At 45.2% G+C, this 17,029-nt stretch carries 17 protein-coding genes; all 17 read right to left on the minus strand.

Translation table 11 applies throughout. The features are described from left to right. Positions 1 to 2 precede the first annotated feature (2 nt). The gene (locus LDB26_RS21205; RefSeq protein ID WP_257542565.1) at positions 3 to 683 is read right to left on the minus strand and encodes a hypothetical protein; all 681 of its coding nucleotides are present in this window, start codon (positions 681 to 683) and stop codon (positions 3 to 5) included. A 61-nt stretch (positions 684 to 744) separates the two neighbouring features. Continuing rightward, positions 745 to 3,090, minus strand: a complete 2,346-nt coding sequence (locus tag LDB26_RS21210; protein ID WP_257542567.1) for a hypothetical protein — start codon at positions 3,088 to 3,090, stop codon at positions 745 to 747. Position 3,091: 1 nt separating this feature from the next. Beyond that, positions 3,092 to 3,649: a hypothetical protein gene (locus tag LDB26_RS21215; RefSeq protein WP_257542570.1), complete on the minus strand. Its 558-nt coding sequence runs from the start codon at positions 3,647 to 3,649 to the stop codon at positions 3,092 to 3,094. A gap of 415 nt (positions 3,650 to 4,064) precedes the next feature. Beyond that, complete coding sequence (locus LDB26_RS21220; protein ID WP_257542572.1) at positions 4,065 to 5,063, minus strand: hypothetical protein; 999 nt, start codon at positions 5,061 to 5,063, stop codon at positions 4,065 to 4,067. Positions 5,064 to 5,075: 12 nt separating this feature from the next. Continuing rightward, on the minus strand, positions 5,076 to 5,858 hold the full coding sequence (locus tag LDB26_RS21225; RefSeq protein ID WP_257542574.1) for a hypothetical protein: 783 nt from the start codon (positions 5,856 to 5,858) through the stop codon (positions 5,076 to 5,078). Continuing rightward, entirely contained in the window at positions 5,859 to 7,397 is a 1,539-nt protein-coding gene (locus LDB26_RS21230; protein WP_257542576.1) for a portal protein, read from the minus strand. Next, positions 7,397 to 7,789, minus strand: a complete 393-nt coding sequence (locus LDB26_RS21235; protein WP_257542578.1) for a hypothetical protein — start codon at positions 7,787 to 7,789, stop codon at positions 7,397 to 7,399. Before LDB26_RS21235 ends, LDB26_RS21230 begins: the two co-directional genes overlap by 1 nt. 620 nt (positions 7,790 to 8,409) lie before the next feature. After that, positions 8,410 to 10,848 carry a DNA-directed RNA polymerase gene (locus LDB26_RS21240; protein WP_257542494.1) on the minus strand — a complete coding sequence of 813 codons (2,439 nt, stop codon included), beginning with the start codon at positions 10,846 to 10,848 and terminating at the stop codon, positions 8,410 to 8,412. Between the two features lie 9 nt (positions 10,849 to 10,857). Then, entirely contained in the window at positions 10,858 to 11,145 is a 288-nt protein-coding gene (locus LDB26_RS21245; RefSeq protein ID WP_257542496.1) for a hypothetical protein, read from the minus strand. Then, complete coding sequence (locus tag LDB26_RS21250) at positions 11,138 to 11,377, minus strand: hypothetical protein (RefSeq protein ID WP_257542498.1); 240 nt, start codon at positions 11,375 to 11,377, stop codon at positions 11,138 to 11,140. Before LDB26_RS21250 ends, LDB26_RS21245 begins: the two co-directional genes overlap by 8 nt. 110 nt (positions 11,378 to 11,487) lie before the next feature. Next, positions 11,488 to 12,144: an FAD-dependent thymidylate synthase gene (gene thyX, locus LDB26_RS21255; protein WP_257542500.1), complete on the minus strand. Its 657-nt coding sequence runs from the start codon at positions 12,142 to 12,144 to the stop codon at positions 11,488 to 11,490. A gap of 230 nt (positions 12,145 to 12,374) precedes the next feature. Next, a complete protein-coding gene (locus LDB26_RS21260; RefSeq protein WP_257542502.1) occupies positions 12,375 to 14,237 on the minus strand; it encodes a hypothetical protein in 1,863 nt (620 codons plus the stop codon). Continuing rightward, positions 14,237 to 14,545, minus strand: coding sequence for a MazG-like family protein (locus LDB26_RS21265; RefSeq protein ID WP_257542504.1), 309 nt, complete (start codon positions 14,543 to 14,545; stop codon positions 14,237 to 14,239). The genes LDB26_RS21260 and LDB26_RS21265 overlap by 1 nt, the downstream gene beginning before the upstream one ends. Further along, positions 14,538 to 14,927 carry an endonuclease domain-containing protein gene (locus LDB26_RS21270; RefSeq protein ID WP_257542580.1) on the minus strand — a complete coding sequence of 130 codons (390 nt, stop codon included), beginning with the start codon at positions 14,925 to 14,927 and terminating at the stop codon, positions 14,538 to 14,540. The genes LDB26_RS21265 and LDB26_RS21270 overlap by 8 nt, the downstream gene beginning before the upstream one ends. A gap of 16 nt (positions 14,928 to 14,943) precedes the next feature. Then, positions 14,944 to 15,906: a hypothetical protein gene (locus LDB26_RS21275; RefSeq protein WP_257542506.1), complete on the minus strand. Its 963-nt coding sequence runs from the start codon at positions 15,904 to 15,906 to the stop codon at positions 14,944 to 14,946. Continuing rightward, positions 15,903 to 16,103: a hypothetical protein gene (locus LDB26_RS21280; protein WP_257542508.1), complete on the minus strand. Its 201-nt coding sequence runs from the start codon at positions 16,101 to 16,103 to the stop codon at positions 15,903 to 15,905. The genes LDB26_RS21275 and LDB26_RS21280 overlap by 4 nt, the downstream gene beginning before the upstream one ends. A 2-nt stretch (positions 16,104 to 16,105) precedes the next feature. After that, positions 16,106 to 17,026: a hypothetical protein gene (locus tag LDB26_RS21285; protein ID WP_257542510.1), complete on the minus strand. Its 921-nt coding sequence runs from the start codon at positions 17,024 to 17,026 to the stop codon at positions 16,106 to 16,108. Positions 17,027 to 17,029: the final 3 nt, after the last annotated feature.

Raw genomic sequence — 17,029 nt, forward strand, 5'->3', positions numbered from 1 at the left:
AGTTATCTCCCCGGCCCACGGCCAGCTCTAAATCCCTGTTGTCCATTGACACGTACATTAGTACTGCCATAGGTTCCGCCGGAAGTACCTCGGCCTAAGTTCTGGAACATACCTTGACTGTACGCAGAACCTGCTGCACCTGCTAGACCTAGTAAGGCACTAGCGGTTTCTGCAGATTGGTTCTTAGTACTTACAAGGCTTGCGTATTCTGTAACATCCACCATACCGCGAGCTTGTCTAAGCATACTACTAAGTGAGCTACTAAGATTGTCCATAGTAACTTCTTGCTCTAACCATTGTTGAGCTGTATCTATATCTGCTTGAGCATCTGCAGCACTGTATTGAATCTGAGCACTTGCACCAATAGCATCTGCTGTTGCGTTCTGAACAGAAATATCTGCCTTCTGCATACCAGAGCTACGTTCAATATAGTTCAATGCTTCACCAGTATTGCGGATACTATAAGAGCGTTCTTTCATAATATCCGCAGTAGCCCGAGCCGTTTCCTGCATCAAGAGTTTATTACGCTCTTTCTGCAGTTCACGTTTACGTTCTATAATACTGTTCTGGTAGTCTAGTAGTTTCTTAGCAGCTTTCTCAGCTTTACCACCTTCTAGACCACCAGCAATCGCCCCGACCCCAGCACCAATAAGCGCACCCCAAGGGCCGAACGACATACCCATCTGAGCGCCTTGCGCCGCCCCTTGACCTGCACCACTGCCACTAAAGGCCATACGTTATACCTCAAACTTGTCTACGTTTAGATACACCACGGATAGTGTACTCAATACTAATTACATTCATTTCGCGGGTACTGTCGATACTGAAAGAACAGAGATGTTCCTCTGATTTAGCACGTACCGGAATGATAACCGTACCATAATCAACAGCCTGTTTATTACCTAAGCCTAGCTCAGTACTACTCCATTTTAAACCAGAAGTATCTAGAGTAATATCGTCAGAGTACAGTATATCCACAGACACATCGAACTCGCCAGTATTACGGACGTTAGCCAAGTACTTTAACACGTTAGCATTAGCACTGATAATAGGCTTACCATCTTTATCCCGCACTAGTGGTGGGGAAGGTGTGAAGCTACTACTGTACATCCAACCTACGGCCAAGTTACCACTAGGGAAAGAACGGAACACTTCTACTTCCCAAGTTGTAGTATTGATACTTTTGATACCTATAGGTTCGCCACTAAGCGCACCAGTTAACTGAGCACATCGAATACTTGGTACTAAGCTAATGTTACGTAAATGTACTGGCAATGTGAACTTGTTGGCCACTACGTTAACAGTGGCATAGAAGTCCAAGAAAGGAGGAATACTGCCTGCCTGTTGATAACTAGCTGCCCTAGGGTCAATAGTACCGACTATAAAGGAACCACCGTCTTTCACAATGACTACAATAACACCACGTACAAAGTGCATACTGAGTACATCCAGATTCAATAACCATTTATGGAAACTGTTCTGTACCCGCTCATCACCATTCCAGATGTACTCATTAACTAGTACACTTTTATAATCAGACGCACTCAAGAACAAACCCATATTAGAGCTACTAGAACTTACGATATTACGGCAACGCCCCGGTATGTACCTAGGGATATGTTCTGTAAGATTCTGTGCAATGTACTGAGCTTCACTGTACTGAGATGGAACCAGCTCACCTACACCAAAGAACTCCGAACTAATATCTGTACCGTACATCACAGTACGTCCAATAACTTTAGGTTCTGATAGTGTATCAATACTACTGGTGCTGCTAAGTACAACCATAGCATTACCGGACGTGATACCTGTATTACCTGCAGGAATTACAGCTTGGTGAAAGTTACTGAATAGAAGCAGGTCTTTGTTAAAACCTACAGCGTATTCAAAGCTAGCACTCGCCAATGCACCGGCACCAATCTCAATAGGATCATCAGAACGCAAATCTACAGTAGTGCTACGTAGGAAACGTAGAGGTCTATTGCTAGCACTAAGTGTAGTGTATCCTGCAGCTAATAGTACTAACCTGCCTTGATACGCACCTATGCCTGTAATACCTACAGTGGTAAATGCTGGGTAAGGATTATTCTCCTCGTCACCAGCTAACCGCCCTTCAAAAGTAGGTGCCTCTAATGTAGCCACACCAGCTTCAAACTTCAAACGTAGTGGCATACCGTTAAGAGTATCTGCGCTAGTGAAGCTACCTACTTCGCGCCAAATGCCTTTAGCATCATCCCATTTAAAATAGGAGTACGATCTAGGAGTTTGACCTACGGAGCATACACAGTTATTACCTTGTACTGGTAAGTTTGCTGGCAAGTCTAGTTGTAGAGGTACGTTCATAATACCACTGCCAATCATATACAATTTACCGGCCGCTGATGTGACGGAAGTTGTACCTGCCGCAGTATCTTTATTCTTACGGGTTAAGAATACATAGCCTTGCTCTCGGTAAATATCGTACTTAGCTGTAAATGTAGCATCCGCTAACATAAGGCTAACCAAACCTGTAGCAATACCCTCAGATGTACTAAGGGCCAAATCCCCCGCACCGGCACCATTAGGGGTAGTATAGGTGTACGATTTGGTGAAGCTAGGGCTCGTAATAGTTATTGTGTACGTTTTACTATACGCCCCGTTTACGATGTAAAAGAAACCGTCAAAGTCAGGATTTGTTTTATCAGCACCGGACGTACCGAGGGTAGGTTTAACACTTGTATTTAAGAACCAAGAATACCCACCAACAGTAGTTGTTCTAATCTTGCTAATATCTGTAGCAATTAAGTACGGATTAGTATGTGTGCTGTGCAGAGTAAAGTCTGCGTTAAGTATAGTGATCTTGCCTAACTTAGAGTTCAGGATGATGTGATAACCTACACCATCATACTCTGTGTACAAACCACGCACAGAGTTATTATCTGTATCCTCGGTGTACGCACTTTTAAAAGATACGCCCGGTCTACGCCGTAAGCCTGTGACAACATCTGACAGCATATTAGTCTGTGCTGATAGTTGCCCTTCTTTACGGTGCTGTAACACTTGTTGAGATACGCCCTGTAATAGAGAAGGGTACGCACTATCACCAATCATATTAAGTCCTCAAAGAGTTCAAGTACTTCATACCGGGAGGGGTTCGCATAGCACTATAATTAACTTTGCGAAGGTGCTCACGTTGTAGTAATGCAAATGCCTCGGCTTCCCGCTGCATTAGAACCTGTACTGCCGCAGCTACCCCGTAATCTGGAACATAAGCATCTATACCAGCCCGCCACATTACAGTACGTGCTGCAGATTCAGGTAGTTCTTCAAACGTCAAATCTACCCGGATGCTTGCTTCAAAAGGAGCAGCGATTTGATAAGTACTATTACCTAAATCGTAAACCCTATCTCCACGCACCTCGTAATTAAGTGCCTTATCTTTTGGATACATTGCAATAAGGTTTGTAGGTTTCATCACCTCACCCGCAGGTGTAAGAAAGAACTTCTTATTCTCAGTGTTAAACCAATAACCCTCAGATAGAATCTTCTCGCGGTTCAAATCAATCTTGTTCAGAATCAAAGCTACAGTAGGATGTTTAGTATCCACAGTTGTAACAGTGTTCTCTTCCATCCAAGGTAGGATGTTATTTACAGCAGTTAGTAAATCCACAAAGGGAGTCTCCAATTACAGAAACTCCCTTAATTGAGCTACTAAGGGAGTTCCCTAGTTATGTTACGGACTAGGAACAGTAGCACCAGATGCACCGGCTTGCTTTGCAGCAGCACGAACAGCAACCAACGCAACTTCACCAGCAGCGCCAACGGTAGCGACTACAGCCATGTTTATTCTCCAGTTTATGTTACAGGAACAGCGGGAGTAACTAGAGCTGGTGGAGTACTTGGAAGTACTGGCGTCACCGGAGCTGCAGCAGTTACTACAGGTTCTTTAGCAGGTTCTACGATAGGTGCCGGTACAGCAGCTACAGCAGGTTTGTTAACTTTAGCAGATACTGTTTTAAGTACAGCCATTTGAATCTCCATACAAAAAAAAAACCTACACTCCGTTAAGAATGTAGGTTCTGGTATTATGCGTAAACGCAGCTGATAACTACAGCAGTGTCAGGGCGACGTTGGCCCACGGTGTACATAGCGTAGCAATCCAGTACGTTGCAGAACTCACCCTCGTCATCCCAAATACGGGAAGTGAAAGGTTTAGCTTCTACAGTAACCAGAGTCTTCGACTTGGAGAATACAACCATGTGGCAGGTAGCATCATCAGCAGTTACGTTGAAGTTCGGGCCGAGTGGATGTGCGGTATCTACTGCAATTGGGAACTCAGTCGATTCTACAACCGGCAGGGAGTTCATACGAGTAACACGACGACCAGCGTAGTTGTTAGCCTCAGTACCTGAGAAGTCCAGATTCAGCAGCTTAGGATGTTCCAGCAGAACACTGTACTCATCGGTGTAAACCAGAGTGATAATGTCAGCCAGCGGTACTTTGCGTTTAATCAGGGTATCAACTGCAGCCTTGTGAGCAGCAGCCAGAGCAACAGCGTTAGCCTCTTTCTCAGCCTGAGTATCAGCAGCCAGAATCAGGTTACATACAACCTCAGCACCATCATTGAAGGCTGGCTTCAAGTGCGCAGGTGCAACCCAATCACGGCCTTTAATAAGTTGGATCAGGTGGGCTTGGTCAAAGACTTCTGCAAACTCCGAACCGTTGTTCTGACCCATCTCACGGAGGAAGTCAGGTGCAGTCCAATCATCTTGGTAGTCGATCGGGTTGCGGATGTACAGAACAGTATCAACAGTCAGTACCAGTTTATCGTTGGTTACTTTAGTAGCATCGAGCTTAACACCCGAAGTACGGCCCTTGACGGACGAAGTATTCAGACGGTCAATACGGTAAGTGTTAGAACGATCAGCAACACTACGTTGAGTGCTCAGAGCACGGAACATAGCCATGTATTGAAAGCGAGTATCGAGTTCACCATCGTAAACTTCAAGATGGATATCCACATCGGAGTTAGCACCGCCCCAGTGGGCGCGAGTAGTGTTGCCAGCGTAATCATGTGCAGCCATTATTTAATATCCTTAAATGCCGAGTTTCTTGCCAGCAGCGCGCCGAGCAATGAGAGAGTTATATTTAGTAGCCACAGGGCCAGTTTCAAAAGACCGATTACCGGCCTCGGTACGCAGTGTAGCTAGTTCCGCTTGGAACTGAGATGCTGTAAGAGCACCAGCCGCACCAGATACAGCACCACCGCCTTGCAGCGTGGGATTTACATTAGGCAGCAAACCAGAGTCTTTTACTGAGTTCAGTAGAAGTTCTGCGCCACCAGCAATATTACCTTGATCCATAAGAGCCTTCACTGCTGCTTTAATTGTAGGAGTTGCAGAAGTATTGAAAACACTTACTGCTTGGTTCCATTGTTGTTCACCGCCAGCAGCAGTGTAAACAGTTTGTTTGTTTTTGGTAATGTTCTCTTGTTGAACACGTACATCTTCTTTAACAGCAGCCTCTGCTAGAGATAGAGCTTGGTCAGCGAACTTACCAAACTTCTCTTTAATAAAGGCACGATCAATAAGATCAGGATTACCATACTCCATAGCCTTAGCCACAGCACGGTCTAAGTCTGCAGGTTTAGCACCTGTTACAGAAACAAAGGCAGTAATAGCCGTATCTAATGCGGTATTACCTGTACCAATATCAAACTCTTCCGAATCAGAATCCACTGGTGGTATAACTGCCGCCGGTGTAATAGGTGTGTCAGGTAAACGTGGTGGCGCACTTGTACTAGGTACGCCGGGTGGCAGTGCTGTAGGTTCTACAACTGGTGCCGGTGTCGGTACTACAGGGACAATTGGATCACTCATTTAAATAATTCCTTGAACAGTTTCAGCGACGCCGGTTAGACTACCGCCCATTGCAGCTTCTTGTTGAGCTTGTGCTGCCGCTTGTTGATCCTGTTTAGCTTTAAGAGCCTCAGGGGAAAGCATAATATCTTCTAGGTTGATACCTCTCGCTTGCAAGATCAAATCAATAACCTTCTCAATATCTGCACGTGCTGTTAGCTGTTGCAAAGACGGGATGATTACACTTAACTCTTGTACGGCTTGTAGCAGTTGAGTAACTACAGTACTTCGACCTAAGGCCGGTAGACCTGTGATAACTTTTAACTCTACATCCCCAGCAATGATACCTGTAATGAAAGTACTATCTACTTCACTACACAATAGATAACTTAGAGGAAGGTGTATACCTTGACTGAGTTGCGAGTACACACCACCTAGAGCAGACTCCGCCTCTCGGGCATTCATCTGCAGTTCTTCGGCAGTTACACGTTCTGCATCTCGGGTATTCCCTTGATACATAAACGCCATACTCAAGCGCTGGAAGATAGTTTGAATACTGGCTGCAAGTTGTTGAATCTTACCTGCATCGCCGCCTTCGTGTGCATTAATGTTACCGGGATCACCTTGTACCCATTCACCACAATAAGCGTCATTCATCTTATCAACATCGACAGTGCTACCCGGCTTAACCAGATTCACTACACGACAAGCGTTGATTTCGTAAACAGCTAGAGCACGTGAAAGGTCTGACAGTTTAGCAAAGTCACCTGCATGGTCTTCAACCAAGCCACGACCATTACTATCACCATTTACAAGGTTCCAAACTACAATGCGATAGGGGCATAGGTTCTCAGGGTATTCACTAGGAAGCCCTACATCTACACCTTCTACTTGTTGGGATACAACATAGATAACATTACCATTACGGACTTCACGTTTGATACGTGTGTACACACTGATAGCATCTGTATCTTTCATACCCGGACGCTGCACTTGCAGTCGGATATGTATGGGAAGTGAACCGTATGCCCAGTCCTCACGTAAGATAACATCTAGTACAGTACCTTCGTTGTCTCGCAGTTGTGCGAAATTACGTAGGCTATAAACTGTTAGCTTGCCATTGATACGTTTGAACATAGCGTTACCTGTAATGATAAGGTAGCGCAACATCTGGATAAGTTGAGCATAGCTAGCATTCTCAAAGAGTGCAGCACATGCGTCATTCTCCAGTTTTACAATATTGTTCTGTACTTCTGTTTGTTCAACACCCCACACCTCAGTAGCCATTGTAAGCAGCTGGTCAGTGGGCTGAATCTTAAAGAAACTCTGTGTAACCGGAAACAAAAGACCTGCCAACTTACTAGCTAAGAAGTTCACAAGGATTGCACCGATACTTTGGTAGTCATGTTCAATAGGCATGTTACCTTGCATCTGCACATCTTTATTAACATCGGGGAACGCACCGGGAATAGTCCACAGTGCGTAGGTCTTTAGTTTCAGTAGGCTACGATCATCTTCGTACTCTTGGTACAAACCTTCATAACTTACTGGTGCATTCATTAAACAATCCCGAGTTGTGAACTAGTAGCGGATCTACCGCGACGTTTCCGCATATCGTCTAAGATAGTGTCAGGTGAATCCATACCACCAATATCAAACTTAGTTGTATCGTTAGCAGCGTTAGCGCCGGTCAAACCAGCTTGGTTAGAAGCCAGGCGTTGTGCTTGTGCATCAAACTCTGCTTGTTGGCGCATAGCATCCTCACTAGCTTTAGTAGCTGCGTCCATTTGCTCTTTCTGCAATTTGGCGTTCTGTTCTGCCGGCGTAAGCACTTTATCACTACCGTACAGTGCATCACCTGCAGGATCAGGAAGGCCCATACTTTTAAGGACTTGGCCACCAAGATCACCTTTAGCCAAAACCTTACGAATCTTTTTCCAAGCTTTACTCACATTAATTCCTCAGTTCATAGTACTGTCCTTTGTAAGCGTATTTACCCACCCGTTTGGTTAGGTACATCCAACTCTGCTTTTCAGGAACTGACTTAGCCAGTCTCTTAACTACAGAGAGTAATCGTCTAGTTAAGGGTGGGCTGTTACTAATCATAGATTGTATAACAGTACCAAGCCCTACTACATGATGGGATTCTTGTGAGTACGCTAAACAGCAGACAGCGTATTCTTCTGTACTGTTGAAGACCACAATCATATCACAACCTTCAACAAGTACTTTCAATTCTGTGTAAGCTTTCTCAAAAGGCACTAGCTTTTGCTCAGGTACTAATTCAGTCCTGTAGGCTACCTCTAGTGCCTTACGGAGCCAGAACAAGTACTGTACAGAACCTTCCTGTAAGTATTTAAGTTCTGTCATCTAGCTTACTCTGTTGTATTCTTAACCTATTACGTACATAATCCACTACAGAACGCTTACCACTATTAAGAAGTAGCTTGTTAGGTTCATGCTCATCTAGTAGCTCAGGGAAGTTATTTTCTAGATCATCTAGGTGTGCTTGTGTCCATTTTACAGGAATCATAATGAATTTCTCGTATCGTATTACATCAGACAATGGGAATTAACAGAACATAAAACGACTAGATTTTACATCCTGAATGTCAAGAGTACCCTTCGGAGGTACAGTAATATCGTATCCTTCGCGGATAATAATACTACTGGCGAGGTTCCCCAGCACATCTACTTGGTACATTTCTACGAACTGTTCACGCAAGGTGGCGTGCATCTCGTCCACATCACAAGGGTGTGTAGCGAAAGAATCGTGGATAGGCACGATCTGAATAGTGCTCTTAGCCAGTACCATACAGAGGTGAGCACTGTCCATACTATGCACGAAATTAGGTGAGATACCATTGCAAGCAGCGCGTCGATTGTATTGCCCGTTGTACAATTTAAACACTGCACTGGTGCGCCCCATGCTACGAATCTTGATATCGCGAGTCTCTAGTTCCTCTACCCAATTCACAACAGGCATACCTACAGGCGTAACCCACTGAATAGGGTTAGTGCTAGCACGTACAAGACTTTGAAGATAATCCATACCCTCAGCTGCAGCCGGTACAGTTTCTTCAACAGCTTCCCGTAGAGCTTTACCTACAGGTACAGCCAGTTTGTGTAAGCTGTACATGATCTTACCGTTACTGTCCTTGATATCCGGCATACCCGCTTCCTGCATATCTAGACTAACGTAATCCATAGTACTCTTGAGAGTGCTACCGTACACATAGGTCATTACAGGGCGCTTAGCCATTTTACGTGTGATAGGTTTATCTTTCCAGTAATCAACTACTACCGGATCATTGTCACTATATAGTTTCTTACCGTCCGCAAGCTCACCCACTTTCTTGTAAATATCTGACTTTTGGTCAAGCCCCGAATCAACAAGGTTAGTATAGTACCCGCCAACAGGATCACGTAACATAGCGCTAAAATGTTGAAGACCGCTGCAAGTTGCATCCATTGCGATAGGGACGTGGCATACATACTCATAAGGATTAGGTAAGAGCATAGCATCGCGATAAGCGCACATGGCAGTATAAAGAGTGAATGCAGTATCAGGCTCAGGCGGTTGTACTTCCAGTGGGTTTTCACAGAAGTCCATAAGCATTGCCATGTTGTCTTCTGTCCACTTAGCTTTAATAGATGGATCATGTTTATCATAACCTGCACAGTTAGCAATATGTACTTTCAACCAGAACATACCACGTTCACCTAGAGGCTTACCTTCTGCAAGCTCCAAGCAAGATTTAACAGCATCGTTGCTTTGTGGGTTCAATGTACTACGGAAGTACATACGACCACGCCAGTCTACAAATGTAGGGAAGTACAGCTTCTCTTGATTCTGATATTTTTGCAGCTCTTTGATTTTACTCAACAGACCTACAGATTGACCAATGCGAGTACATTCCCGAGTATGCCACAAGTGCATAAGATTTTTCCACTGCTTGAACTCCTGCAGTTCGCCGGGGCTGCACTCATCTTTATTGAACTTCTCAGCAGGGACAAACGGGAACTCTGGCTTAGGTTCCGGGGCGCTACGAGCCAAGCCCATCAGCCCTTCACCTGAGGCTACAGCGGCCTCCAGAGCGCGCAGGGTGCCCTTGTTCACACGGTACGGGACGTTCTGTGCGTTGGTCAAGGCTTGCTTCAACAGCTCGCCCTTGCCCTCAGCAAGCCCTTCCAACACCCACCGGCGAATGCTCCTTGGAGCGCGTAGGCTCACCATGCTGGCACGTTGCTGATACCAGTCAGTGAGATACCCACCGTTGTAGGGATCGACCCACGGACGCGGAGGGACAAGCATAGGGGGGAATCTGACGATACTCTTGCTAGCATCCACAGCCTGCTGTACGTGCGATGCTAGTACATCAGATGGGCGTAGAACTTGGATAGGTTTGATACGGCCCTTACCTTCGTAGAAGTCTTCCCACTTGAACAGACCAGTTTCATACAGTGCGGTCATAATCAAACGTCCTACACCGATACGCTCATCTGCACCCCAAGGTTCCCAATCAATACGCAGTGCATTAGCTGCAGTTGTAAATGTACGATTACGATGACGAATATCTGTGGTTCTACTGTTGTTCAGATAAGCTAGAGTCTTCTCAGCATAAGCACTGTTCTGCTTCGATACAGCTTCGATCAGTACTTCTGTCTCAACCATCTGACCAAGACCACGGCACACGTCTTGCAGAACCGGAGACTTCTCTTTAACACAATGACCTAGTACAAGACGCAAAGAAGCGATAGTTATAACGTCAATGTCACCACGGCGAATGAATGAGCGGTACTTACCACCTGCACCACTTTTAGGGACGCAGATACGGGCAAGCTCTTCCTTCGCTACTTCAAAAGCCTTAGCTACAATACGTTTACCAATACCAGTATCTGCCGCACGTCCCTCGTTGATTGCATCTTGTGTTTGTTTAATACTAGCAATAATGCTGGCATGGGAATACTGTTCTTCGATAGCTACTTGGCGTTCGTACAAGTCTTGCATTGTAAATCCTTAGAAGAATGTAGGTTGTGCTACTGCGCGAGTGAGGTACATCAAACCGGTCTGGAACTCGGTCTTAGCTAGAGCTTGGAATCGGTAGGGTGTTGCATCGTCTACACGATCTTTAACATTCTGCAAGTTGTTATTTACAGCCTCTGTAGCTTGATCTGAGAGGTGTTTATTTACTTTCATAAGTACAGCTTCGATAACAGGCCCGAGCAATTTAATCTCGTTCATCAAATCAATTTCAGCTGCAGTTAGTTCACGATAGCCTACAATACGTCGATGTTGGTTATCCATTAATTTGCTCCAATTTCTCAAGTCGTTTGATTTCAGCTTCTGCGTAGAATTTAATCTTCTTAGCATCGCGCAACATCTCACTGTGCGCAACCTCACCATAACGGTAACACGCACGGAAGATTTCACCAATCTGCGCATTCATGTTCTTATGGCTGATGAGGTCTTGCAGTTGCTTAGCGCCTCTAGGTAAGACGTAATAACTTGCGGTACTACCATCACTCTTAACTTGCATTAGCTTTCCCCAACATCAAATCTACTTGGGTACGTGCGCCGCTGATAATACTATCAAGCGCTTTACGCCGTGCAATAGTTTTAACAATACTACGTACCTTAGGATATACTTTAAGCACGTGCAGCCTCCAAAGCTTTAAATGAATTAGGATACAGTGGTTGCACAACATCACGTAGCTTCTTAGCGAAGTCTTGTGCAATCAGTTGAGCGTGCCCATCAATACGTTGTGTAATAACTCGATCCATAAACAACAGTGAACCAGTCCAGATAAAGTTAGTCATACTGTTCAGAGGGAGAATCATACGCGCCTCTTCCGGTGCTACACCTTGAGTAAGTAGGTAGTTATATGCGCTGTAAGAATCTTGCGTCATACTAATCATATAACGTAATATACGCGCAGATTTGTCATGTACACCACCTGAACCTTGCTTGGCATTATCAGGTTTACTGTGCAGTTCTTTAGGTAGATAGAACTCTACTGGCCCATCAATGTAACGACGAGATTCTTCATTCCAGTTACCCCCTACTTGGTGTTTAACCAACTGGCGAGCTAGGAAGATTGGAACCTTACATCGTACACTGATACAGGTATGTGCAAACGGCGACCAGTGATTATGTTTAGCTAGGTAGTTCAGAAGACCTTGATCTTTCTCAGTGAACTCTTGTACCCCTTTAGCAAAGGATACTCGCGCAGCATTAACTACGTTCGTATCATCGCCCATGTGAGATACGTACTCTACAGAAACATCTGCAATTGGAAGACTCATTCTTCAATCAACTCCTTAATAGCCTTGCGGTTACGCATACGTTCAATACCGTTAGTAATCTGCTTGCTAAATCTACCGGGTACGCAGCAAGAATAAGCCCGTTTGCTCCAGTAGTCATAACCACTAGCTTTAGAACCTTTAATAGTCCGACTCATTTCTTATCCTTAAATAGAGCGCACTGTTTAGGTACGCTCCAAAGATTAATAGGTGGGAATTTTAAATCAGGCCAATCACATGATTTCGCATACACCACCTGCACAGGCAAGTTCCCCGGCAAGGTTGATTGATTTGCCATTAGACTCAAACACCTCATCAATGTTGATTGCTTCTAGAGCAGGCAGCATAGCCAAGTACTGTTCTTCTGTGCAATCTTCAAATGGCAATTGTGGGTATGCCTCAGCACCGTAGTAAGGGAGTACACTGATACCATTGTAGTGCTCACGGTTCAACCACATCCACTCGGTAAGACCTTCCCACTCATCGTTCTTAACACTAATAGTGCAAGATACGTTGTGGCGATTCTGTCCAGTGTTGTGACCGTTAGCAACCCAGTCGATAGCTACATGCTTAACACGTTCCAGTAGATCATACATACTCTCAGTACGTACACATGCACCAGCTGGTGCTTTCTGAGGGAAGCTAAGTACTACTTGGTGCGGAACCATAACATCTTGTTCAACAAGGCTTGGTGCCACTCGCTGCATGTACTGCGCCAACTCTTCGTCTTTACCGGCTCGCATCCGTCGAATGTAGTAATCGTTATGCCAAGCATGGATGCCAGAACTGCAGCCAAGTACCAGACTAGTAGTACCTTCAGGCTTAACAGTAGTAATACGCTCACAGCTACGGATGCCAATAAGAGCAGCGATGTACGCATTAGTATCTTTAGCAATCTGTGCAGCCTCTTTCATATCTAGTTCTGTGACAGTCTTACTAGCAATGCCAGTCATACTAACACCAAGCAAAGCACCACGCTCACAAGTCTCTTTCCATTTAGGATTAAGATAATGGAAGTCAGTGTAACCAGCTTGAAGAGTACCTAGGAAAGAAGCAGCTTCTGCAGCACCATTGAACTCTTTCTGATTGGTAATCAGGCTAGCGTTAATCGCAGTGAGGTTACACATCTGGTAAGGTTCCAGAGCAATCTCACAACATGGGTTAGTTCCCCAATCAGGATTATTGTTCCAGTACACACCCGGTTCACCACAACCAGACTCTTCTACTCGTTTCATCAACTGGTAGAACTCACCAACACTAACTTGACCGCGAAGCAGTACAGCACTGTTATTAGCACGCCCACGGTACGGGTGAGTCTCCCACCAGTTACCAGCCTTACAAGTAATCATTTCTTCGTCGTCACGATCAAACAAACTAATCATAGCTGCACGACGAATACCGCCTGCAAGTACAGCATCTGCGATAACACAAGCAGCATCATGTACTTCAATAGGTCGCATCTTACGACCAACAGCCTTACCGAAAATCTTTGTGAGTTCTTCGATACAGATACGTAGAGGTTCCGGGCCGGGGGCCAACCCACCGGTAGTTACTAACTCACTACCTTTCTCACGTACATCGCGGAAGTCGAAAGCAGGAAGATTACCGCCAGTCAAGAATGCTTTGGTAACAATCTTAACAGCATCAGACCAACCTACAATACTGTCTTGTACTTGGTATTTGTAGATACCGATTGATTTAGGGGAGGTTACAACAGGCAGCTTCTCGGTGTGAATACGTTGTACAGAGTAACCCATACCAGTACCACCAAGTAGCAGGAACATAAGCTCACTAAAGAAGTGGTAGTCTTCTGCAGGCATATAAGCACAGTTGAAGATACGATTCTCAGACAGCTCAATTGGACGCCCACCAAACTGCAAGCTACGCATACTAGGTAGAACACGTTTAGTCTCTACGTAGTTCCGGTACAACAGCTCAATACGTTCATGTAATTGCGGGTACTTACGTTGGTGCATCTCTTTGTTGCGGGTGACAATTTCTAGATAGTTCTCTCGCCGGCCTTTATCTGGCAGGAACTTAGCGTACTTGTTGAAAACCGTGATATCCGATAGAGCGCGTTTATCCGGTTCCATCATTACACAGCTTCCTTAACGAAAATCCCGTCTACCATCTTACCCTTACGATCTTTAATTTCTTCGTAGGCGCTATGGATACAGTCGATCAGACGCAGGCCGTTCTGTTCAGCGATAATAGTAAGAACTACAATCACATCACCCAGCGCATCAGTAATCTCACCTACATCCCCAGCCTGCAAACCATCAAACAGTTCAAGGGTTTCTTCTTCGAGTTTAACGAACTGGCGGAAACTATCAGAGCCTTCGACTAGGTTACGATCCTTAGCCCATTGTACAATTTTTTCTTGGAGTGTATTAAAGTCAAGCATTATCTTTAGCCTTGAGTTTTAGTCGTGCTTGGCGAACTGCTGCAGCACGTGTTGCTTTCTGTTTAGTTATGGCAGCTTTCTCTTCTACCGTTTTATGGTCAGGGTATATCAAACCTGTACCGGGCTTCTCAAGATACTCTAGCATGTTCTTGAGCCAAGGAATCAGCTCTTTATAAGACATACTCTTAGCACCCCAACGGCCAGCAGCATTCGCTACTTTACCCTCTGCCGCATTACATGACCGATGCAGTACACCACGTATCTCACCAGTTTCGTGACAGTGATCTACTACATAGTCCGACTTGTTACCCATAACCTTTAAGTTAATAGGTTTATTGCACAGAGAACAGTTACCTCCCTGTACTGTCTTCAAGTGCCCCATAGCCCAAGCACGTAGGCTACTCCTTGGAATCTTCCGCATCATCTTGCAGCTCCTTGTACTCGTCATCTGTTAGTTTGTACTTACGATTGAAACAGTCAAGGATGAATTGACGATTACGCTCGGTTAGATCAAGTGACCAAATATAGCTAGCAGCAGAATCATCAGGGGTTCTAGCTAACCACAAGGCTTCCGCCTCAGGTAATGGATTTTGATTTATGGCACGGTACGCATTCAAAACCAGATTAGCGCAGTGGTTCTCGCACTCAATACCTTTTAGGGCTGCGAGTGCAGCGACCTCCCCGCACAACTTACCGTCGAACTTCAAGATACCTTTTACGTTATCTGCTGTGTCGCCCATAAGCATCTGCAACCAGAAGAATTTAGTTCCCCGACCGTCTGCTTTTAGTTTACCTGAATCTGTAAAGCGTTCTGCTGTCCAACCAAATCTAGTACCGGGAGCTAACATCAAAATACGCCCTGTACTGGTACAGTACTTAGGACAAGGTACAATGTTCAAGTCTTTATCCTCAGACCACACGATTGAGTTTTCAACTGTGTACGCATCCATCATAATAGCATCATCTGCTTCTACTTGGTATTGCGGGAACACTTGGATGTTCTCATGTGGTTGGAATAACCCACTAGCCATAGATCGTAGAGGTTCAAGTAAAGGAGGTTTAGGTTTACCACCTCGGTTCGCTTGGTACGGTTTGGCACCTAGTAACAGATGCCTCCCGTTCTTGTAGCAACCTTTAGGTGTAAGATGAACCCTAGCAAACTCTGCTTTGGTAAGGTACATAGCTTCGTAGATTAAAGTAGTGAACCTGCGAATAGCAGTATCCATTTTCTTAGCATCTGCTGTAGCTTTATACGCTGCACCATCACCATCCATGATGAGAGTTCTACCTACTACACATCCCTCAAACTGATCCTCTAGATCGTCTTGGCTTACACCGAAACGATCTAGAAGGGTACTCATTCTACAAGCACCACATCAAAGTACCAATCTTGATTAGCTGCCTCACCTTTAGCGTACTCCATATCATTAGAGGTAACGTAATTTTCATGATCGGGATGAGCAGCCCCTAATGCAGACCGCCAATCCGCAGCCTCTACAACCTTAACACTAAGGGCATTCTCAAACGAGGTTAGATAACCTACTGCGAACTTAGCCATAATTACACCGCCGGTACAGCAGGTACATTCGGAAGGTTAGGTACTGTCAGTGCTGGTACAGCTACTGCAGCGGGTACAGCAACAGGCGCTGGCTCAGCAACCGCCGCTGGTACTTCCGGTACAACCATCGTACTAGGTACACCACCATCAAAAGGCACATCAGGGAGAGCAGGTGTAGCGACAACAGGAACACCTGCAGGCTCTGGCTGAGCACTGGGCACAGCAAGACTAGGAATCCCAGCAGAGCCACCACCAAGCAGAGCCTCAAGAGCGCTACCGGGGAAGTCAGTTGCTTTAAGAATCTTTTCTTGAACATAGTTCTTTGAATCTCCATTGTCGAACTTACCATCTACAAACAGACTATCCCATTGTGCCTTAGTAGGTTTCTGCCACAGGAACAAACGGAACACATCATCAGGTGCATTCGGGATTGCATACGGTTGTTTACTAACTGGATCAGTTGGGGGCAAGAAGCCCTCAAGATCAATAGTAGCACGTGGTTTGCTATTAGCATCGGCTGGTTTAGTATGCACGATCTTCAACAAGAAACCTTCATTCAGTAGCTGAGCAAAGCGCTTAGCAGTACCTTTGTAGTTCAGTTTCTTAAAGAGCTTGAATGCTTTAGCTTTCTCGTTAGTACTCAGAGCGAACTCATAAGTACGAATCATACCCGGCGAACCATCTTCTTGCTGATAGCCTTCACCCCACAGAGCAAAGCCCAGCTTAGCCATAGGTTGTGCAGCTTTAACCTCACCTTTGTACTCGGTACGATGAGAACCCATCTCTACGTACTCTACCAATCGGGCGAAGGCGTAACCCTCAGGATACAGAACACCACCACCACCTTTGGTAGCAATGTTCATATCTTGGTTCAGTTCAGCGTCTTCATTAGCTTGTTGTAGCAGGTCATTTACAATTGACATATA

It is taken from the genome of Sphingobium sp. CFD-1, assembly GCF_024611115.1.
GTDB lineage: Bacteria > Pseudomonadota > Alphaproteobacteria > Sphingomonadales > Sphingomonadaceae > Sphingobium > Sphingobium baderi_A.